Annotated in this window: 14 protein-coding genes; 7 read left to right on the top strand and 7 right to left on the bottom strand. The window is 45.4% G+C overall.

Annotation, left to right across the window (positions count from 1 at the left end; genetic code table 11):
- Positions 1–695: 695 nt before the first annotated feature.
- Positions 696–905 carry a YtxH domain-containing protein gene (locus H3H32_RS06365; protein WP_182461857.1) on the top strand — a complete coding sequence of 70 codons (210 nt, stop codon included), beginning with the start codon at positions 696–698 and terminating at the stop codon, positions 903–905.
- Positions 906–1,880: 975 nt separating this feature from the next.
- Here the strand turns inward: H3H32_RS06365 and H3H32_RS37330 are convergent.
- The 4 genes from H3H32_RS37330 to H3H32_RS06325 all read right to left on the bottom strand — a co-directional run bounded on the left by H3H32_RS37330 (position 1,881) and on the right by H3H32_RS06325 (position 8,949).
- A complete protein-coding gene (locus H3H32_RS37330) occupies positions 1,881–5,606 on the bottom strand; it encodes a PAS domain S-box protein (RefSeq protein WP_240543673.1) in 3,726 nt (1,241 codons plus the stop codon).
- A 481-nt stretch (positions 5,607–6,087) separates the two neighbouring features.
- Positions 6,088–7,170, bottom strand: coding sequence for a ligand-binding sensor domain-containing protein (locus H3H32_RS06335; protein ID WP_182461855.1), 1,083 nt, complete (start codon positions 7,168–7,170; stop codon positions 6,088–6,090).
- A gap of 796 nt (positions 7,171–7,966) precedes the next feature.
- Complete coding sequence (locus H3H32_RS06330) at positions 7,967–8,398, bottom strand: hypothetical protein (RefSeq protein ID WP_182461853.1); 432 nt, start codon at positions 8,396–8,398, stop codon at positions 7,967–7,969.
- Positions 8,395–8,949 (bottom strand): RNA polymerase sigma factor, encoded by a 555-nt coding sequence (locus tag H3H32_RS06325; protein WP_182461852.1) that lies wholly within the window; start codon positions 8,947–8,949, stop codon positions 8,395–8,397. The genes H3H32_RS06330 and H3H32_RS06325 overlap by 4 nt, the downstream gene beginning before the upstream one ends.
- Positions 8,950–9,062: 113 nt before the next feature.
- Here H3H32_RS06325 and H3H32_RS06320 point away from each other — a divergent pair, with 113 nt between their 5' ends.
- Positions 9,063–9,383 (top strand): hypothetical protein, encoded by a 321-nt coding sequence (locus H3H32_RS06320; RefSeq protein ID WP_182461850.1) that lies wholly within the window; start codon positions 9,063–9,065, stop codon positions 9,381–9,383.
- An 86-nt stretch (positions 9,384–9,469) separates the two neighbouring features.
- Here H3H32_RS06320 and H3H32_RS06315 read toward each other — a convergent pair whose 3' ends face one another.
- Positions 9,470–11,137: a DUF3863 domain-containing protein gene (locus H3H32_RS06315; RefSeq protein ID WP_182461849.1), complete on the bottom strand. Its 1,668-nt coding sequence runs from the start codon at positions 11,135–11,137 to the stop codon at positions 9,470–9,472.
- A 334-nt stretch (positions 11,138–11,471) separates the two neighbouring features.
- Here H3H32_RS06315 and H3H32_RS06310 point away from each other — a divergent pair, with 334 nt between their 5' ends.
- Positions 11,472–12,338 carry a DMT family transporter gene (locus H3H32_RS06310; protein WP_182461847.1) on the top strand — a complete coding sequence of 289 codons (867 nt, stop codon included), beginning with the start codon at positions 11,472–11,474 and terminating at the stop codon, positions 12,336–12,338.
- A gap of 107 nt (positions 12,339–12,445) precedes the next feature.
- Here the strand turns inward: H3H32_RS06310 and H3H32_RS06305 are convergent, their stop codons facing one another.
- On the bottom strand, positions 12,446–13,042 hold the full coding sequence (locus tag H3H32_RS06305; RefSeq protein WP_182461845.1) for a Crp/Fnr family transcriptional regulator: 597 nt from the start codon (positions 13,040–13,042) through the stop codon (positions 12,446–12,448).
- Between the two features lie 64 nt (positions 13,043–13,106).
- Positions 13,107–13,598, bottom strand: coding sequence for a hypothetical protein (locus H3H32_RS06300; RefSeq protein ID WP_182461843.1), 492 nt, complete (start codon positions 13,596–13,598; stop codon positions 13,107–13,109).
- A 408-nt stretch (positions 13,599–14,006) separates the two neighbouring features.
- On the opposite strand from H3H32_RS06300, the gene H3H32_RS06295 reads away from it, so the two are divergent.
- The 4 genes from H3H32_RS06295 (at position 14,007) to H3H32_RS06280 (ending at position 20,982) form a co-directional block, all read left to right on the top strand.
- A complete protein-coding gene (locus H3H32_RS06295) occupies positions 14,007–15,872 on the top strand; it encodes an alkaline phosphatase (protein WP_182461842.1) in 1,866 nt (621 codons plus the stop codon).
- 2 nt (positions 15,873–15,874) lie between these two features.
- Entirely contained in the window at positions 15,875–17,254 is a 1,380-nt protein-coding gene (locus H3H32_RS06290; protein WP_182461840.1) for a purple acid phosphatase family protein, read from the top strand.
- A gap of 31 nt (positions 17,255–17,285) precedes the next feature.
- A complete protein-coding gene (locus H3H32_RS06285; RefSeq protein WP_182461839.1) occupies positions 17,286–17,555 on the top strand; it encodes a hypothetical protein in 270 nt (89 codons plus the stop codon).
- 217 nt (positions 17,556–17,772) lie between these two features.
- A complete protein-coding gene (locus tag H3H32_RS06280) occupies positions 17,773–20,982 on the top strand; it encodes a TonB-dependent receptor (protein WP_182461837.1) in 3,210 nt (1,069 codons plus the stop codon).
- The last annotated feature ends 13 nt before the right edge of the window (positions 20,983–20,995 follow it).

Here is a 20,995-nt window from a genome sequence, read left to right as displayed (position 1 = left end):
ATAGAAAAAACGCTAATTCAGCTAGGGTTAGCGTTTTTTGTTGGCCAATACCCTGAATAGCGTTTTACCTTCACTGGCCCAGGTGCCATGCTTTTCGAAGATGGTGGACGACTTGCCCGAGTAATTCCAGACTAAGTGGTTTGACCAAAAATTTATTAGCTCCCAGCTCATACGCATGAGCCCGATCGCTGGCGTCGCTGGAGGTTATCAGAATGACAACAGGAGTCTGGGCATACAACGACGAATGACGTAGTATTTGCAGGGCACATTATAATAATAAGCGATCGTCCTCATCATCGTCGGCCTCGATTCACCCATGCAGCACGTATACTGATAAACAAAACAGCCGATACCTAACAGATAACGGCTGATTAACATTGCGTATTTTTATGACTAATCTTTTGACTATGCTAACCAGCAAAGAGTCACTTACGAAAAAAGTCCCTTCCGATCTGGTTGGGGCTTTGTTTTCATGGAAGTTACCATCATTACTGCACTGAGTTCCATATTTCCTGGAAATATCCCCACTTCTGGGCAACAAATACCACAAGCTGATGCCTGTGATTTCTGGCCTGTTAGCCAACAAAAATGCTTTTTTAGACTGTATATAGGGTTTTTAGGTAATTTCGATAAGACTGGCATGATTTTACAGCCTATGAGTTTGTAATACATTCACCACTAAAAGTTAATAGATCATGAAAAATTATTTGAAAGGTATACTATCGGGCATTGTTGTAGGATTAGCTGTTGGTTACCTAACGGCCCCCGATTCAGGTAAGAAAAACCGTAAAAAAATGGCAAAGGCTCTGGACAAAAAAACCAATGAATTAACCAAAGGCCTAAGCAAACAGTGGGATAAAACAGTAGCGCTGGCCGAAGATGCTGTTGCTACTGTACGAGGATAGTACCAGTTGGCACAATGACCTGAATTATGTCAGGTCACTTATTTTTAACGCCTTGATCATCTCTGATCAAGGCGTTGTCTTTTTACAAGTTAAGCTACAGATGTCTCCACTATTCAATAATTTACCCACGATTCAACAACAAATTCGCCCTACTAAGAAGGGTTATTGGATTAGATAGCTTCTTCTGAGCGTAAAACCACAACTAGATTTTATACGGGTAAAGCAAAAGAAGCTTGGTGATGACCAAGCTTCTTTCTTTCAGTTTTCTTAACGTTGAGTTGAGTATGTAATCTATAAATATGCTGCTTTTTGTTGCCTGCAGCCAGCTAATACGCTTTGTTGATTAATAGTAAACCTAAATTATGCCAAACTATTTAGCACAACACAATACATTGAAAATCAGAAAATTACACCTGCTTATTAATTTTATCACGCTACAACAAGTGTAGAAAATGGGGCAGTATTTCCCCGTAAATGAGGATGTGTAGATACTCCATACCTGTTATGTTGTAGAGTTTCTTTAATCCCGAAGGAATGCTAATATTGTAGAAAATGGAGTAATATCTGGTGGTAAAACCCTGAAAGGGTGACACCCCTTCGGGGTTTTACGTAATGACGTCCTACCAACTGCTATAATCCTGTCAACCCTTCGGGTTTGGCATAATTTCAGTTAAATAAGTATCACGTTAACAGACAAAGCCCCTTCCTTTCGGGTGGGGCTTTGTTTGTTAGGTTGGTTATAACGCTTATGAATGACTACGGTGGGTACTATTTCTTAGATAACGGAATTACCCAATAGTCACAAAAAATTTAGTAGTTCTTTTAAATTAGACTCTCCAAGAAAGACAATACACTGATTTACAGTCAACTATTAATCAAAATTCTAATCAATTAATTTTCGTAAAAGTGGTAAACGCCGTGCCAAAGTTCGAACCGTGGCACGGCGTTTACCACTTCAGCGAAAGATAATATGAATTATACGGGCAGGTAAACACTAAACGTCGATCCTTTCCCTGGCTGACTGCTGGCGGTAATGGCACCTCCATGATTGGCCGCCACTCGTTCACAAATTGCTAAACCGATACCCGTTCCGGCAAACGCGTTTTTGCTATGAAGCCGTTGAAAAACCTGGAAGATCCGATCCAGGTATTTCTCATCAAACCCTACTCCGTTATCCGCTACATCGATTCGATAATAGGCCCTGACCGCCTTAGTGGGTTTAATTGAATAAGGCAGCTCCGTTGCTAACACAGCCTGACAGTTAATCTGAATAACCGGAGCCAGCGTTGGCTGACGAAACTTGATCGCATTGGATAGCAAATTCTGAAAAAGCTGGTCCAGTTGTGAAGCATCCCCCAAAATAGTAGGCAACGAGCTAACATGAATCGTTGCGTTTGTTTCGGCAATACTCAACTCTAGTGTGGTTAGCACCCGATCCAGTATGGCATGGAGTGATACCGGCGTGCTAAGTTCAAGCTGGGTGGATATCCGCGAAAAGTCGAGCAAGTCCCGAATTAGGGTAGCCATTCGACTGGCGGCCGACTGCATCCGCTCGATATACATTAACTCTTCGCCCGACAATGACTTTTGTCGGATCAACAACAAGTCGCCGAATTGCTGAATTTTACGCAAGGGCTCCTGCAAATCATGCGAAGCTACGTAGGCAAACTTTTGCAGGTTATCATTCGAACGATTGAGGAGTAGGTTTGCTTCTTCCAGTTCCTCGTTGATGGCTGCGTACTCCTCATTGCTGGACTCCAGTTCCTCGTTAATGGCTGCGTATTCTTCATTGGCGGCCTCTAATTCTTCGGTCCGTAGCTGTACTTCGTTTTCGAGTGCTAGCTTGAGTTCCTGCTGAATGGTAATATCCTGAGCGGTACCATTCAGCCGAATGGCTATTCCATTGGCATTAAAGATGGCCTTTCCCTGAGCATGCAGGATTCGTTTCGTTCCGGTTTTGGGATGAATGACGGTAAAGATTTCATCGTACATCCCGTTTGATTCAGGATTTAAGGCCCGATTTATTGCCAGCGTGATCCGTTCCTGATCCTCAATCTCAAGAATTGGAATGACGTCTTTATACGATTGTTGCTGCGGGTCATACCCAAACCAATCAATCATGCGCTCCGAAAAAGTCAGCTGATCGGTGGCTACATCGATACTCCAGGTACCCAATTCTGCCAATTCGATCGCTCCTCGAAGACCGGCTTCTGCTTCCTCCAGTTTCTGATGGGCAATAACTTGTGAGGTTACATCGATAACCGTGCAAATAACCCCGTTAACATGTCCATCTATATCAAGCAAAGGCTTGAAGGTATAGTCATAAAATCCCCAATACGATTCCCCATTTCTGACTAATTCTATGTGTTCCGCCCAGGCTATAGAGGTTTGTGCCGTATCTAATACTTCCCGGTATTTATTCAGAAACTCAGTCCGTTTCAATTCGGGAACGGTTTCCATCACGGGCTTTCCAATGATCGAAGCATTGCGCCCAAAGATGTCTAACATCTTTTCATTGGCTTCCCGCAGAATCATATCCTGCCCAATAAAAACCAGCTTGGCAACGGGTGAATTGTAAAATACCGTTCGGGCAAACCGCTCACTTTCCTCGATTGCCTGGCGGGCTAGCACCTGTTCGGTAACATCAACAGCCATGTTTAAAATGGCATAAACTTCTCCTCGTTCATTGAAGACCGGCTGGTACGTGAAATTGAAGTAAAACGTGCGCAGCTGCCCGTGAATCACTAAATCGCAACGGTCTGCGGTTGCCTGATATGCTTTCCCTGTCGTATATACCTCATCCAGAATCTTAATGAACGGTTGATCCTCCAGCTCGGGCAATACGTGGGCAAAAGGTTTACCAAATACGGTATCACCCTTCCCCCAGAAACCAAGCATGGGTTCGTTCGCCAACTCAATAATAAGCTCCCGGCCCATAAGCAGACCTGTTGCCACTGGCGCCTGCTTAATTAGCGAGCGAAAACGGGATTCGCTTTGAAGGAGTGCTTCCCGACCCGATACAATTTCCTCAATATCAATACAGTATCCAGCGTAGCCCGCAAAACGACCATCTGCTTCATAATACGGATCACCAGCCGCGCGGCACCAAACAATGGTCCCATCGCCTTTTTGTAGCCTGAACTGAACATCATAATGCGAACGGGCAGCAATAGCGTCTAAAAAATCGGCTAAACTCCGCTGTCGATCGGCCTCAATGATGGCACTAATCCAGCCAATACCTAACAGCCTTTCATAAGCCATTCCTGTCCACTCAACCAGGGTTTTATTGAGATACGTTAACCCACCAGTCTCGTCAGACAGCCATAAGCCAGTCGGTGAACTGTTGGTTACATTCCGGAATAAATTCTCATTTTGGCGCTGAATCTGGTCTAATTGTTCTTCGACTTTCCGCAAAGCCTGGCGCTGATTTTCTGATTCGGTAACGTCTTTAACCGTCCCTGAAAACGTAATGGGTCGGCCCGTTTCATCATAGACAAAGCCGCCCGTCACATTCACGAAATGGAGCGAACCATCGTCCCAAATAAACCGTGCGGTGTAGTCAAGTTTGCCCGTTTTAAGGCCAGTTTTCGTAGCTTTTTCCCGTGCCTGTCGGTCATCGGGATGAACATAGTTTAAAAACTCATAACGGGTCCGCGCTTTCTTAGCTGGGTCTCCGCTAATGATAGCTGCATAGGCGGGTGTATAGTCAATTTGTTCGGTGAGCAGATCCACTCGAAACAGGCCAGCCCCTGAGCTTTTTATGGCCAGATCGGCCAACTGCTGCGCTTTTTTCTCTTTTGTAATATCCTGTAACGTGCCATTGAAGCGATAAGCCACCTGTTCATCCGTAAACGAAACTCGTCCTTTAGCTCTAACGATCGTTTCCTGTTGAGTTAGCGGATGGACGATGGTATACTCCACCTCATAATAGCCCCCCGAATCGTACGTCAATGCCTGCTGAATGGCCTCGCTCACCCGTTGGCGATCTTGTTCGGCAATAACATTGATGGCCGTCGGCAACTCAACTTCATCATCTGGTAGTAACCCAAACCACTCTTTTAAGCGAGCATTTGCCGTAAACTTATTCGTAACCGGATTTAAGTCCCAGGTACCTAACTCGGCAGCATCGATGGCAAATGTTAATTGATCCTTACTTTCCTGAAGTTGTTTGAGGTTTGTTACTTTCTCCGTAGTCTCAGAACAGGTGACAAATACGCCAGCAGGCTTCCCTGATTCATCGCTCACAGGGCTGTAACTAAAGGTCCAGTATACATCCTCCATCTTACCATTGCGGTAAATGGGGAGCAATTGGTCTTCATTCCAGGTAGCTCCCTGGCCCGTAAGCACCTGCTCAATCAGAGGCTTGATAAAGTTCCAGATTTCTGGCCATACCTCAGACCCAGGTTTGCCCAGCGCTTGTGGGTGCTTCCCTTCTTTACCTAAACTTGGCCGGTAAGCATCATTATAAAAACAAAGGTGTTGTTCTCCCCAAAACAGGAACATGGGGAATTTTGAATTTAGAATAATGCTCAGTGTGGTGCGCAGACTTTGAGGCCAGATATCGGGCGTACCCAAAGCTGTCTCCGACCAATCAAGAGCTCTGATCAAGGCTCCCATTTCGCCCCCGCCAGTTAGAAAGGGGTGACTATGACTAGACGTATGGTCGTTTTCCTGACTATCAGGCGTGTTTGTATCGGTCATGGAAGATTAGGAATCGCCTGGTAAATTTACAGCTAATCAGCTTGTTTATTCAGTCAATTCATGAATTGAGTGTATAAAAGAACGATTTAAGGCAATCAATTATCCAGTACTTGTTGGCTCAGTAACCCAAGCAACTACCTCCCCTAGTCTTTCAGCTAGACAGGTTCTGGCTAAAACTTAATACAGCTAAAACAATGGGAATTAGAATGCTTCGGTGGCGTAAAATACAATAGCTAGTCAACAAAAAAGTTAACTAGCTATTTATCAGGACGGTTCTGTTTTAGTTACAGAAAATTCCACAACACACTCACTATCAAAATATTACAATCACAATCTACGTCTATTATTGCTTGAATAGTCAGCTATTTTTTGGTCAGAATCAGGCATTTCATGACAATATCTACTCAGATAGAGCACGAAAGCGTACTGCATCGAAAAGTTAGGTAAAGAAAGTATCTGGTAAATCGGCTTCCTATTTTGGCTATTTCGAAAAACTGGTAAACGTTTTCCCATCATATCGGCTCAAACCCGTATTTCTGGTGCCGATCCAAAAATTGCCCGACTTATCTTCTAAAATACTCCAAACGGCAGGATGGCTCAAATCATCTTTCGTTGAAAGGTTTTGAAACACTTTACCATCGTAACGCCATACACCGCCCTCGGTTGCTCGTTTCGACTCATCGCCAGCCTCAGTGCCAAACCAAATATTCCCTAATTTGTCCTGTATGATTGAGAGCACCGTACAGGAATCAATACTGCCGTTTTGTACTATTTTGGTAAAGGCTTTCCCATCGTAGCGATAAATCCCCCTGTATCTGGTGCCAACCCAAATGGCCCCGCTTTTATCTGCTAAAAGTCCACGAAACCATCCTTCGTTATCAGGTTTGTAATTGATGATCGATTTGCCATCATACCGACAAACGCCTTCCAGCTTCGTCGTAAACCAGATGTTTCCCTGTTTATCTTCCACTATACATTGCACTAATTGGAGCTTAAGTCCATTGTTATTGATAACCTGTTGATCAGCTAAAAACCGTGTAAAGACTTTGCCATCGTAACAGTAAACACCATTGTCTGTACCAAACCAAAGCTTTCCAGTATGGTCCGCTAAACTACTGGTTACAAAATTTTCTGTGGCTATTTCAGTATTCGGTGAAGTAGCAGGATATACATACACTCCCTTTGTGAATGATAGTGGGATATAGGTAAAGGTTTTTCCGTCGTACCGCGATAAACCAGCATTGGTTCCGATCCAGATGTTCCCTTTTTTATCTTCTACCATCGAAAAAACGGCATTGCTATTCAGCCCATCGCGGGTTGTAAAATTGGTGAACGACTTTCCATCGTAGCGAAAAACTCCCTGGCTTGTGGTGCCGAACCAAAGATTTCCCTTTTTATCCTGCAAACTACAATGAACATTGCCCTGACTTCTCTTAATTGGGCTCGGTTGGCCGACAACACTAGTTGAATTGCCTTTGGTCAGGTTTGTGCTCAACTTCCCGTAGCCAGAAGTACAAAAAACAAACAGTTGCAACAAAGCACACACGAATGCAGATCTCATCATTTTTCTTTTTTACGCCAAAGAATGTCAACGAACCTACAAGTATTTTTGTCGGGTTATAATTAATGGCTAGTAAAAGAATGTTAACGAACTGTAAAAGCAGTTTTTAGTGGCTGCTGCGGAATTTTGGGTACTAAGTAACCACCGTGCCCCCAAAAAAGTAAATTCTTAATTAATAGACACTTACCAGAATACAACCAATTTGTTTTAGGGTTTAGAACTACCTTCAGATACTGGGGGTAAGGAGTCCGACTAAGGGTAGTCCCTCATAATCTTTACGGTCAATGTGGATAGGCTTTCTATATACGCCTGAGGCCGTAAAATAACCTATCCATGATTAGGATAACAATGTTGATTAGGGCCATTAAAGGGGAGAACGGCCTTGGCTCGGCCTTCGACAGTGGTAGAACTATCAGGTTTATGATCACCCATACAAATAGACCATATAAGATCGCATTGGCAAAGACCGTCCCACAAGGAAACACCCGTGGAAACTCAAAAAAGTACAACGCAGTCCAACAAAAAGCGATCAGATAATGGAAACAAAGTCCTCAAAACACCATTTCGTTACCCCCACAGAATGCCTTCGGCCCCAAAGCCGCACTGCTAATTGCTCTTAATAATAGTGAAGAGCAATTAGCAGTGCGGCCCAGTATCCGGCTCCGTTCTTCGCACCCAATAGGCCGTGATGTATTGGCGCCAATCGACACTGGGTATCAATTCGTTGAGACTCATGTCAGCAGCCGCACACTTTGGCGAATAAACACCTTACTACAGGCACTTATTTCGCACTTATCAATCAGGTCAGCTTAGGCAAAGACGGTCCGCGAATCAATTTAAAATCGAGCAGTTGAACGATTAGTAGGCTAAGTAGACCAAATGCTAAGGCCCATTTTATAGGATTTAACATAGCCAACACACTCATCAGGTCAGTCATGACCCCATCCATAGGTGCAAGTGCTAAGGCTGTAATTAACAGACAAATCGACAACCCAACCCATAACCAGCCATAGGATACCGATTTAGTTACTGCAGGCTGTAACCCCTCAATTCGATTCATAACCCGAACCGAAAAGTCAGCATCGGGCTGGACGGGCAACTCTTTTTTTAGCTCCGCAAATAATTGTTGATAGCGTCTGGCCTCCGTAAACTGTTTGGCCGAACTCCTATCTGGCAGAGATTTTCCCGCTTCCAACAGTTGTTGGATCTGTTCATCAGTAAGTTGGCTCATCGTAAATCATCATTTAAGGAGTTGGCAAGTTTATCTTTCAATAATTTACGGGCACGGAATAGGTAGTTTTTCACAGTGCCGGCAGGCATTCCGGTAATGTGTTCAATCTCACTATAGGAAAACTCATCCAGATGATACAAAGTTAACACGATCCGATACGACTCAGGCAAGCTATCAATCAGCTTCTGGACATAGAGCGTAACATCTGTTTGAATGAGAACCTGTTCGGGAGTTTCGTTCGTAAAGTAAACCTGATCAACGGCCTGCTCAGACTGCGTAATCTTCGGTTGAAACTTTCTCAAATAATCGATGGCGGTCAAATAGGCAATACGAGCGATCCAGGTGGCTAATTTGGAGTCAAAACAGAACGTATCCAGCCGTTTATAAACCTTGATGAATACCTCCTGACTAATATCTTCAACATCTTCTGGACTTGGGACAATCCGTTGCACAACATGGAACACAAGCCTCTCGTATTGCTTTACCAATATCGAAAATGCGTTATGATTACCCCGTTTTATTTGTTGCAGAATCTCCCTTTCGTTGAACATGCCCAGTAGACGAGCGTTGAGAAGTTAAAGTTGCAGTAAAGTTTAGATATGCTGCAACCTTTCTTGGCAAGCTACCGTCTACTGGCACAAACTCACATAAACGTATCTTAGCTATGGGCGGTCCTCACATTGTCGGCGTCATTTTGTTCCTAGTGATTGGCTTTATCATCAATAGCCTGTTTTCATACCTACTCAGGAAGCGCATTATCGATTCAGGGCAGATCGATAAAGAAGCACTTGAGGTACTTTTAAAACCAATTGGCTCGACCACAGAGTCCCTAAAATGGGGTTTGTTATTGCTCTTTGGCGGTTTAGGTTTGGTGATTCTGGAGTTTATCCCCTACGAGGTTCATAACTCGTCTTTGCCTTACGGCATCGAAGCAATCTGCCTGGCGCTTGGCTTTCTAACGTATTATCTGTGGATGCGTAAATAGACGATCTGTAGCCAGAGGGCTTGTAGCATAACCTTGCAGCAACCTCTCTGGCTATCATGACTCCGAATAGTCACGATATTGGCGGGTTATTGATCGACTAAGCTTAACTCAAGGCTATTGCCCTGGGGTTTTAACCGAAAAATGGCCCCATTTGCGGGTTTCTCAAAACTACCTTTTGTGGCCGTCAAGTGAAAAGGATGATTCTCAAACGTATAGTTGACCCGGTTAGCCTCTATCGTAGTTACTGGTGTTGTAACACCGTCGGCTACGGTCAGATCAAGATACCAGTTCGAATCGGGTTTGCCTTTGCGGAGTACCGTTAGCGATCGTTCGTTAATGTCCAGTTCAAAACTACCTTCACCCGCTGGCCACGAAACATGAACCGTACTCTTGTCAACATTGGTAAACGTTGGGTTCCCCCCTTTTACCGGCGTTTCTTTACCATTTACAAGGGTCATCAGGCGCAGGCCAGCTAGTTTGCCCCGTTTACTCCAAAGGTAGCCATCAACCACGGGCAGGGTAAAGAATGAACACTCGTTTGATTTGGCCACCTCCGTTGTGTACTTATCAGCGATCTTCTCATTAAACAGATGAATATCCCTAATGCGTAGCGTATTGTCCTCCCAAAGTAGATTTAGTCGGTAGAACCGGCTGTTGTACCAAATCGTTTTTTGATCGCTACCGGCTATATCTTTGGATACCGCGAAGGAGGTGGCTGGCGTTACGGCGTAGTTTTTCCTGAACCACAAGGCCGACTGCTCCATGGTTTCTACCCGTATTTTTCCTGCTTTCTTTAACTGAGCCATCAACGGCATTTGCAGTTCGAGCCCTTTCTGCATGGCTGGCCAGGTAAAGGAGTTCTCCTGCCCTGCCTGAGTATAGTTAAAGTTTAAAGCCGGATCATTGGTGAATGTCGTAAAGAACCATTTAATCCATTCTTCGCTACCGCCCGCTTTAGGATAGACGGGTTCGAGGGTGATAACCCCCTGCCTTGCCGAACTAACGCCGGTATCATACTGCCGGATAGGATCACTGCCCAGTAACCTGAATATGGGTACCGGCAGCTGTTTTTCGGCATGTTGAGCTGGCATGTATGAGTTGATGCGGCTTGGATAATAAGCCTGGTTCCAGTAGCCGCCCCATAAGGTATAGCCATCGGTACCATACTGATCCTTACAATTGGCCGATGCCACGATCTTATACTTATCGTACATGTAGTTCAGCGAATGGGCATCGATAAACCAGGACGCAACCGTACGCGGATAATAGCCAAATATGGTTTTAAAATCGGCCATGTAAACATCGATCAGCTTTTCGCGCTCAGCCGGTGTATAGCCAGTTGAGAAGCCTACATCGGCATGCCAGTCCCACGGATAGCGGCCCCGCCATTTCAGACCCGCTTTTTCGACCAACGGTTGCGGAATTTCCCACCAGCCTCCAATTTCAAAACTGCCTTTAGGTAGTTTTTTCAGCAATTGCTGATAGCGACTGTCCATCAGCGCATCATATTGTAATAAGAAAGTACCGCCAAGCTTGTACTGGTTCATGAGCTTGATCTGCTGGACAACAGTTTGATACAGTACATCCTGGGTTATTTTGGCATCGCGCGGCTCAAGCAAACGGATGAAATTAACAATGTTCACTATTTTGGGCTCAGTAGCCTGCGTAGCTTTGTTAGATTGCGCGTTGCCGGTAAAAGCCGTCAATACATATATGAGTATAAAAATGGACCGAAGGATCGTGTTCCTATGCATAAGTATAGTTTAAATAGGCAGGATAAGGATTTCAGGCAGCCTTTAGCTGGCTCGAGTTGACACTAGATTTCTTTTGAAAAGGAATTTATACGCCTAAATTACTTTCACTCAAAAAACACGCATAGCTGCAGGCCCGCTCCGGCATATGAATGTTCTGCCTACCTTTGCGAAAAGTATGGCCTATTATTTATGAACCGTAAGAGTTGCCTCCCCCCTCCAGCACCTTGAATTTTCGATGACATGGCGAGCTGATACTGCCCATTGCTTTGGGACAGAATTAGTATGCTCAAATTTTAGTGCATTGATTAGTCAATTCTGGATTTAGACAATTCTTATGAAAAAATCATACATAGTATTACACATTGCTGTAATACTGGCTGGCTTTACCGGTGTATTCGGTAAGCTTATTTCCCTCAATGAAGGCCTCCTGGTTTGGTATCGCGTTTTTTTCTCGGCGATCTGGCTTTTTCTTATTCTCAAGCTGTTCAAGATCAGGACAGACATTTCCCGGAAAGAGAAGCTGGCGATTGCCAAAGTCGGTCTGCTGATTACAACCCACTGGGTATTTTTTTACGCCAGTATCAAATACGCCAATATTTCAATTGGGGTTGTCTGTTATTGTCTCACCAGTTTCTTTACCGCCATTTTCAGTGGCTTGTTCCGAAAGAAATTGGTCGTTTCTGAACTGTTGCTAAGTTTGCTTACGCTGGTAGGCATTGCCTTAATTTTCCACTTTGATACATCTTATCAGCTAGGCATTGCTCTTGGCACGGTCTCATCCGCCTTTGCGGCCCTCTACACGCTCAACAATGAACGCTTAGTGCAACATTACGACAGCAAGGTGATCAATTTTTACCAGATGCTCGGCGGAACGATTGGCCTCGGGATTTTACTGCCGGGCTATTTATATGTATTTCCCGTACCTAGCCTGATACCCAGTCTGAACGATTGGCTTTACCTGTTGCTGTTGTCGCTGTTTTGTACGGTTGGCTTGTATGTGCTTTTCGCGGAAACCTTGAAAAGAATTCCGGCTTTTACCGTGAATCTAAGTTTCAACCTGGAACCGATCTATGCGATCATTATGGCTTTCCTGTTCTTTGGGGAAAGTAAAACGGTGAATGGTTCGTTTTACCTTGGTTTGCTGTTTGCAATGGCCTCCGTTCTTTTGCAAAGCCTTATTTCCAGTAGGCAGAAGGCCTAGAAAAATAGTAGGGATCAACCACTATGCAGGCTGATCCCTACTATATAACGAGTGTATAAGACCTACCTGTACTATCAGTACAATGGGCTTACTAAATAAAATCATGGCTAATGATTACTCTGTACGCGCTTCTTGATCCTGCTCAGCGATTGATTTTTTATCCCTAAATAGGAAGCGATATGAAAAGCGGCTATTCGTTCAACAATCCTCGGATGTTCTTTTACTAACTGTAGATAGCGTTTTTCGTTGTTGAATAACAGTAGATACTCAGTCCGTCCTTGTGATTGATGAAAAAAGTGTTCGGCCAACATTCGTCCAAAACGCTCCCAGGATTTATGGTTCAGGTATAAATTCTGCAAATCCGGGTAGGATACATACAGAACTTCGGCATCTTCCAAAGCCTCAATATAATACACACAGGGGCATTGGTAAAGGAAGCTTCGAAACGAAACAATGAACTGATTTTCCGAAAAAAAGAACATATTTTTTTCTTCATTAGTAATTGGATCACAGTAATACACCCTGAAAATTCCCTTTACAACAATCCCTAAATCCTGACAAACAATATTCTGCATGTTATAAAAATCGCCTTTGCGTATTTGCCGCTTTCGCCAAAAAGGAAGACTAACGGAAACATCTTCTTCCGTTAGCCCTGCAAAAGGAATTAATATGGATTGTAAAAATCTGGGGGTATCTGTATCCATTCCTATGACCTGCGTTAGCCTGTTTTCAGTTCGCTCCTTACGACTATTTATCGTCCAAAAGTACTTACAGAGTTAGTTTATTGACTTTTCGTTGTTGTCTAAATTGATAAATCGAACCGCTAACAAACAGGAGTAAAAGTACAAACAATGTTTGGCCGATCACCGGATCGGTAACGCCCTTAGCCCACGGATGCCCAACTGGAATACGAGTAAATGTTTCATTGACAGTAGGGATTAGCGACAGAAAAAAACTGAACGACAATAAGAAGGTTTCAGCATAACGGGCTCTGTTGTTTTCTTTAAGTCTAACAGAAAGGAAATAAGCTACTCCGACTAAAATCAAAATAAATAGGGAGAAAATATGCCCAGGATTAAAACCGCCATTCTTAGAAATTCCTAATGCTGTTAGCGACGTAATGACTGTGCCGTAAAAATATGATTTACCGCTTAGCTGTGTCAACTTAATTTTGCCATATCGCACAAATGATACAAGTGCAGCTACGATGGCAATAACACCAATGGCTGTATGAAAAATGCCTAAATTAGAGAGTCCCATAGTTTTTGTTTTTTGCAAACTTCTGAAGGAATACCCTACTAAAAATTCACTTAAGTTAATTTGGGCAAATCTTTGTTTAGTTAGGTGGTCGGCACTATACAGGATGAGTTGGGTAATTTGTACTCTATAAAAAAGGGATCGACGAATCTATAAGCCAACAGATTTGGGGCAACGTTATCAATCTATTAAGAATGCCCTGCCAACCATTCAGGCAACTGATCCCTGCCTACTTTTAGCCCCGCAAATGGTATAGAGCTTTAAATCACTTACCAGACTAACCGTCTACTCGCAACTCCAGCGTCACAAAGACGCAGGGGCTAGAGTCCTAGCGAATAAGTATCTATTGACCAATAAGTATTCCCTAAATGTTCGGCTGAATACCCTGTCAGGCATTTTTCGGACAATCCAATGAGAAAACAATTTCTTTCGATTCTTACCATCTGGATCACCCTGGTTTCGCTGGCTGGGGCTCAGTCGAGAATAGCTTATTCGCCCGCTCAGGCCCATTCGCATAACGACTACGAACAAACCATTCCTTTCTGGCAGGCTTATGATCAGGCATTTGGTTCGATCGAAGCGGATATATACGCTCGAAATGGGCAACTCTACGTGGCTCATGACTCCGCCAACATTACCTCGTCCCGAACACTAGAAACGCTATACATTAACCCTATTGTCGAGAAAGTTCGTGCTAACAAGGGTAAGCTCTATGTCAACTATGGCCTGCAATGGTTGATCGATCTGAAAACGCCTGCTCGCTTGTCCTTGCCTCTACTGGTCCGTGCGTTAAGTGCGTATCCAGATGTTTTTGGGGTTGGCGGGCCCGTAAACGTTGTCGTCAGCGGGAATGTGCCTACACCCGACCAATTTAGTAATTATCCAGCCTGGCTTCAGTTCGATGGGCGTCCCGACGTTGCTTATTCCCCCGAGCAGCTTGCTCATATTGGGTTGATTAGTCAGGCATTTCCAACTTATACCCGTTGGAATGGCAAAGGCCTGATTGTCAAGAAAGAGCGTGCGAAGATTCAGGCCGTTATTCAGCAGGTGCATCGACAAGGTAAGAAAATCCGGTTCTGGGCCACTCCCGATAATATCAACACCTGGAAAACACTCATGAATATGGGCGTAGATTACATTAATACCGATCAGATTGCTCCCCTTGGGCATTTTCTACGGCAACGACAAACGGCCGAGTACCAGAACCTAACTCCTCATGCGCTTTACCAGCCAACCTATCGTAATAATGATAGCCGCAGCCGGGTTAAAAATGTGATTTTACTGATTGGTGACGGCATGGGCCTTGCCCAGATTTACGCTGGCCTTACGGCAAACCGAGGTGATTTGAATCTGGCGAAACTGTTAAACATCGGCTTTTCTAAAACCAGCGCAGCCGATACGTATATTACCGATTCGGCAGCTGGGGCAACGGCGATGGCGACGGGGCAAAAAACGAACAATCGCGCTATTGGGGTCGATTCGTTAGGCAAACCAGTACCCGCTATTCCGAGCCTGATTAAGAAGTGGAATATGGTTAGTGGGCTGATTTCGGCAGGGCCAATTACCGATGCGACACCAGCCGCTTTTTATGCTCACCAGCCCGACCGGATGTTCGAACGAGAAATTGCGTCTGATTTTCTTCGTAATCCCGTTCAGATTCTGATTGGGGGTGGCTATCGCTATTTTAAGGAGCAGAACGTACTGGATACGCTCCATCAGCAAGGTTATCAGATCGGCACAAAATTCGATCAACTGGAAAGTCTAAAGCACCCGTTCGTACTACTCGATGATTCGTCGGTGGTGGCGATTAATAAAGGACGGAAAGACTTTTTGCAGCGAAGTCTTCAAAAAACACTTCATGACCTTGAGCCTAATAAAGCAGGCTTTTTCATCATGGCCGAAGGTGCTCAGATCGACTACGGTGGCCATGCCAATGAGATGCGCTATGTGGTCGAGGAAATGCTGGACTTCGATCGGACAATTGGCGATGCGATCCGATTTGCCGACTCAAACGGCGAAACATTGGTCATCATTACGGCCGATCATGAAACGGGCGGCTTGAGCCTGCTGGATGGTGATTTGAAACGGGGTTACGTCGATGGAAACTTCAGTACGAACGATCATTCGGGCATTATGGTACCTGTTTTCGCTTACGGACCCCATTCGCTCGACTTCCGGGGCGTCTACGAAAACACCGAAATCCAGCGCAAAATCATGGCTATTTTACAGAAATATCAATCGAAAGGAAGTCAGGCCACAAGCCGCGTTAATCACTAATCATGAAAACTATTTTCCAGATTTTCTGCCTTATCCTGCTGCAACTTTCGGCTCAGGGGCAGATTCATAAAGATTATCCAGCATCGAATTATCCCGATCGTGTTATTCTCGGTTGGCAGGGCAATCCCACTGCGTCGCAATCGGTTAACTGGCGAACTGATTCGACGGTCAATAAGGCGGTTGGTGCCATTTCCGAAGCAGACCCGTCGCCCGATTTAGAGAAGAAGGCTACACTTATTTCGGCTACAACCGAACGAGTTGCAATTGATGGAAAAACGGTGCTTTATCACTCTGTTCATTTCAACAATCTGAAACCCGCTACCAAATACAATTACCGAGTTGGCGACGGTACTCACTGGACCGAGTGGTTTCAGTTTACAACGGCCCAAGATCATCCGGCTCCGTTTTCATTCCTGTACTTTGGCGACGCTCAGAATGACATCCGCTCACTTTGGTCGCGAGCCATCCGTGGGGCCTATTCAAAGTTGCCCACTGCGAGCTTGTTGATTCATGCCGGCGATTTGATCAATAACTCAAACGTCGACTGGCAATGGGCCGAATGGTTTGGAGCAGGTAGCTGGATCAATGGCATGGTGCCTACGCTGGCCGTACCGGGCAATCATGAATATTTTAAAGATGAGCAGGGCAAAGTTCAGGTATCAAAACACTGGCGTCCTTCATTTGTGATGCCCGAAAATGGTCCAAAAGGATTTAGCGAGACAGCCTATTACTTCGATTATCAGGGCACTCGGTTTATTGGCTTAAACTCCCAACTCGCGCTGCTTGATACAGCCGCTATGATAACCCAGGCTAATTGGCTGGTCCAAACCCTGAGTAGAAACCCCAATCGCTGGACGGTGATCATGCATCATCACCCCATTTACTCAACCGCCAAAGGCCGGGATAACAGCGAATGGCGAGTGCGCATGGAGCCGATTTACAAGAAATATCACGTCGATCTGGTCTTGCAGGGACATGACCATACGTATGGCCGGGGACTGAACATGCCATTGGGAAAAAGCCGCAAACATCCTGATGGCCCCATCTATGTCGTGTCAGTCAGTGGCCCGAAAATGTACGACATTGGCCTACAGGACTGGATGGATCGGGCAGCCTCAAACACGCAACTTTACCAAACCGTAACTATTGATGGCGACAAGCTGACTTATCAATCCTATACGGTAACGGGTGAGAAATACGATTCATTTGAACTGCTTAAAGCCAGTAACGGCCAGAACACGTTGAACGATCAGGCGCCTGTTTTATCGCCCGAAAAACTGGAATTGCCTGAGGAGTATCAGAAGAAATACACGCCAGAGCAGTTAAACGAGTACCGAAATCGTTTTCAGGAATACAAAGCCCGTAAGCAGGCTAAGAAGTAATAAGGCACTATAGGCCGAGGATAATCCACACATGAAACCAATCCAACTTTCGGAACAACAGGTCCTGAAGAAGATTCAGAAAAGGCTAAAGAAGGTAATTAAATCGTACGAGAAAGTGATTGTTCAACTGGAGAGTCAATTGGAAAAAATAAACCAATTACCCGATCAGCAAGAGGTCGCTACGTTACGGGAAACTATGCTGATAGGGCTTAATCAATCCCGGAAATTCCTGGAGAAAGCAAATGAAGACCATAAAAAAGTAATGGCGCAACGGGCTAAATTACAGTTCATCGCCTACTAGATTTCGCTAAACCTGAATTGTTTTTTGTCATCCCTCCTTGCGTCGGGATGACAAAAAAACAGTCTAGACTTTTCTACAAGAGAAAAAGTTGAACAACTTCAATTACTAATTATGTCTTTATTATAGACAAATGATCATAATTTAACAACATTAAATTAACATTAAACCCGAGTAGTTCTACTCTCTTTGCAGCAGGCAAATTTTTACAACCTGCTGTATGAAAAAATATCTTCTTTCAACAATCTTACTACTTCTTATCGCTTGTCTGGCGATTGACCAAACAAGAGCACAAACTACCCAGGCTTCCATTTCGGGAGTTATTTCGGATAACAAAAAATCGCCACTACCAGGTGCTACAGTTCAGGTTCGCAACGAATCAACGGGCTTTACAACCGGAACGGTAACCAATGCCCAGGGCGACTATCTGTTCAAAGAATTACCATTAGGCGGGCCATACACCATCCGCGTTTCGTTTGTTGGCTTCGGCGATCAACAACGGACCGGCTACACGCTGAATCAGGGCGACGCTATCCGAGTAAACCTCAATATGGAGGAAAGCGGCCAATCGCTCGAAGTCGTGCAGGTGGTAGCCTCCGGTCTGAAGAATAAGACCGAGTTTTTGGGCGCAGCTACAACTATATCAGCCCGATCAATTGCTGCCCTGCCCGTTAATGGCCGGAATTTCACCTCCTTGACCGATCTGTCGCCATTGAGCCGTGGTACTAATCTATCGGGTCAACTGGGTTCGTCGACAAATTTTACCATCGACGGTACAACGGCCAAGAACCCAACCTCAGCTGGCCCAACGACTAGCCGCAGTGGAGCGCCCTACACCATTTCCATTGAGGCCGTACGCGAATTTAAAGTAGTTACCAATCAGTACGACGTTATTTACGGCCGCAGCGGTGGCGGCACCATCAGTGCCGTAACGAAATCGGGGACCAACAAATTAACGGGTAGTATTTTTAACTACACCCGTGCTAACTGGCTATCGAGCCGGTACGATATTCGGGGCAACGAGCGTAAGGTCCCCTTCTCGACTAATCAGTTCGGTTTTTCGCTAGGCGGTCCGATCATTAAAGATAAACTACACTTTTTTGTCGTCTGGGATCACCAACAGGATTCTCGTCCGTTGATTATTGCTGACGTACAGACACCCGCCGATGAAAGCCGGTTTCTGGTGACCAGAGCCACCCTAGACCGATTTGTGAGCATTGCCCAGACTAAATATGGCACAGCTACAACACCTCAGTATGGCACGTTTAGTAAAGTTCGGCCAACGGATGCTGGTTTTGCCCGGATTGACTGGCAGATAAATGAAAAAAACCTGCTGACTGTCCGCGACAATTACACCAACGACCGCAATAAACTGGGCCTGGCCGACAACACGGCGATTAATATCTACGAGTCGTACGGCAACGATTTCAACATCGACAACAGCTTGCTGGCAACCTTACGTACTTCACTCAGTTCGAAAACTACCAACGAGTTAAAGGTTCAGCATTTATACACCTATCAGAAAAGTGCCCCTGGCGATCAGCTACCGGCAGCTAACATTCCCCGTAACATCGTTGAAAACGTAACGTCGACCATCGATGGAACCAGCCGGGCAACCAGCATCCAGATGGGCGGGCATCGCTTTGCGCAGGAAGGCTTCACCAACAACGTAATCCAGTTGGTTGACAACCTGTACTACAACACCAACAAGGCACAGTTCACCTTCGGGCTCGACCTGATGTATACCCATGCGAAGTCGTTGTATGGCAGTGAAGTAAACGGACGATTCCACTACACATCAGAAGTTGTCAATAACGTTGCCGTGTCGGCTCTGGATAAGTTTGAGCGGCTGCAGCCTTACCGGTATTTCCGGGAAGTGCCTCTGGTAGCTGATCCAACGGTTGTTGGCAATACGCTCAATGCCGGTTTGTACGGCCAGATGAGTACGAAGCTGGCTCCAGGCTTAGACATGACCGCTGGTTTGCGGTTCGATTATGCCCTCTATCCGAAAGCGGCCTTCAATCAGGTGGTCTTTGATGACCTGAAACTACGCACCGATAACCAACTGAAATCATTTGTAGCCCAGCCCCGCTTGCAGTTAACGTGGGATGTCAACGAAGAGCACAAGGATTTCATTCGTTTCGGAGCGGGCGTGTTCGCATCGGACATTAACAACTACGTCATCATCAACAACCTTACTTTCGATGGCAAACATTACGGAACGGTAGACGTACGTGCTCCAAACATACCTACGCCAGATTTTGCCGCTTATCGGAATAATTACGCCAGCATTCCGTCGTTGGCGGCTTTTCAACTGCCAACAATCAACATGACCGGTGCCGATGCACGGACACCCATACTCTACAAAGCGAACTTGTCGTATACGCACTACTTGACGGATAAATTTAAAGTTAGTTTGACGGGTTATGCGTCGCTGGCCCGCCACAACTATACGTATGTTGACCGAAATATTGTGGAGCAACCGTTTTTCCGCTTAACGAACGAAGACAACCGTGGTGTTTACGTGCCTCTGAATTCAATGCCTTCAAACGGAGCGGGCGACTGGCAGCAGGGCCGGATCAGTCAGCGATTAGGCCGGGTGCTTGAGTTGGGTAGTCAGGGTAAAGTCAATCAGTTTGCTGTTGTGTTGGATGCAACGTACCAGTACTTCCGGGATGGCGAAATCTCGGCCAGCTATACCTGGAACGACACCAAAGACAACACCTCTTACAATGGTAACGTAGCGAACACGGCTACACTCGTACAGTTAGTCAAAGATGATCCACGCGATTTGAGCAAGATGACCTATTCGGATAATCAGTTCCGGAACAAACTGGTCGTTTATGGTACGCTGCCTTCGTTCTACGGCATCTCGGTAGGCTTCCGGTATTCGGGAATTGGTGGTACGCGCTATTCGTTGCTGTCGGGAGCTAACAACAACGGTGACTTTGTGACAACGAATGATTTGGCCTTCGTTTTCGACCGAAACAATCCAGAAGTGGCAGCTAACGTTCGGACTGGTTTACAGACGTTGCTGGACAGTCCCACGGCTAGTCAGAGCCTCAAAGATTACATCAATGCCTACTCGGGCAAAATTGCTGAACGGAATGGCGGTATCAACGGCTTCTACGGCGTCTTCGATCTTCGGGCTAACAAACGATTCCTGTTGTTCGGAAAAAGACAGTATATCGACTTATCCGTAGATGCGTTCAATGTGGCCAACCTGTTGAATCGGAATAAGGGCACCAACCTGTCTTTGGGAAATCAGGCTCTATATGCACTCGGGATTCCTGCATCGGGAGGCAATGTAGCCATTCCCGCTTTTAGCCAGGCAACCCAGCAGTATACGTACCGCGTAAACGCAACCGGTGCCGTGACACCATCAGGCGATCCGTTCCAGATTCAGATCGGGTTGCGTTATGGGTTTTAAGGATTAGGCTTTA

Source organism: Spirosoma foliorum (assembly GCF_014117325.1).
Classification (GTDB): Bacteria; Bacteroidota; Bacteroidia; order Cytophagales; family Spirosomataceae; genus Spirosoma; species Spirosoma foliorum.
This window is presented reverse-complemented; position numbering and strand designations above follow the sequence as displayed.

Coding starts and splice junctions, on each gene's coding strand:
- H3H32_RS06330 (WP_182461853.1), bottom strand. CDS start 8,398: ATGAGCCAACTTACTGATGAACAGATCCAACAACTGTTGGAAGCGGGA.
- H3H32_RS06315 (WP_182461849.1), bottom strand. CDS start 11,137: ATGCATAGGAACACGATCCTTCGGTCCATTTTTATACTCATATATGTA.
- H3H32_RS06310 (WP_182461847.1), top strand. CDS start 11,472: ATGAAAAAATCATACATAGTATTACACATTGCTGTAATACTGGCTGGC.
- H3H32_RS06280 (WP_182461837.1), top strand. CDS start 17,773: ATGAAAAAATATCTTCTTTCAACAATCTTACTACTTCTTATCGCTTGT.
- H3H32_RS37330 (WP_240543673.1), bottom strand. CDS start 5,606: ATGACCGATACAAACACGCCTGATAGTCAGGAAAACGACCATACGTCT.
- H3H32_RS06305 (WP_182461845.1), bottom strand. CDS start 13,042: ATGGATACAGATACCCCCAGATTTTTACAATCCATATTAATTCCTTTT.
- H3H32_RS06320 (WP_182461850.1), top strand. CDS start 9,063: ATGGGCGGTCCTCACATTGTCGGCGTCATTTTGTTCCTAGTGATTGGC.
- H3H32_RS06300 (WP_182461843.1), bottom strand. CDS start 13,598: ATGGGACTCTCTAATTTAGGCATTTTTCATACAGCCATTGGTGTTATT.
- H3H32_RS06335 (WP_182461855.1), bottom strand. CDS start 7,170: ATGATGAGATCTGCATTCGTGTGTGCTTTGTTGCAACTGTTTGTTTTT.
- H3H32_RS06325 (WP_182461852.1), bottom strand. CDS start 8,949: ATGTTCAACGAAAGGGAGATTCTGCAACAAATAAAACGGGGTAATCAT.
- H3H32_RS06295 (WP_182461842.1), top strand. CDS start 14,007: ATGAGAAAACAATTTCTTTCGATTCTTACCATCTGGATCACCCTGGTT.
- H3H32_RS06290 (WP_182461840.1), top strand. CDS start 15,875: ATGAAAACTATTTTCCAGATTTTCTGCCTTATCCTGCTGCAACTTTCG.
- H3H32_RS06365 (WP_182461857.1), top strand. CDS start 696: ATGAAAAATTATTTGAAAGGTATACTATCGGGCATTGTTGTAGGATTA.
- H3H32_RS06285 (WP_182461839.1), top strand. CDS start 17,286: ATGAAACCAATCCAACTTTCGGAACAACAGGTCCTGAAGAAGATTCAG.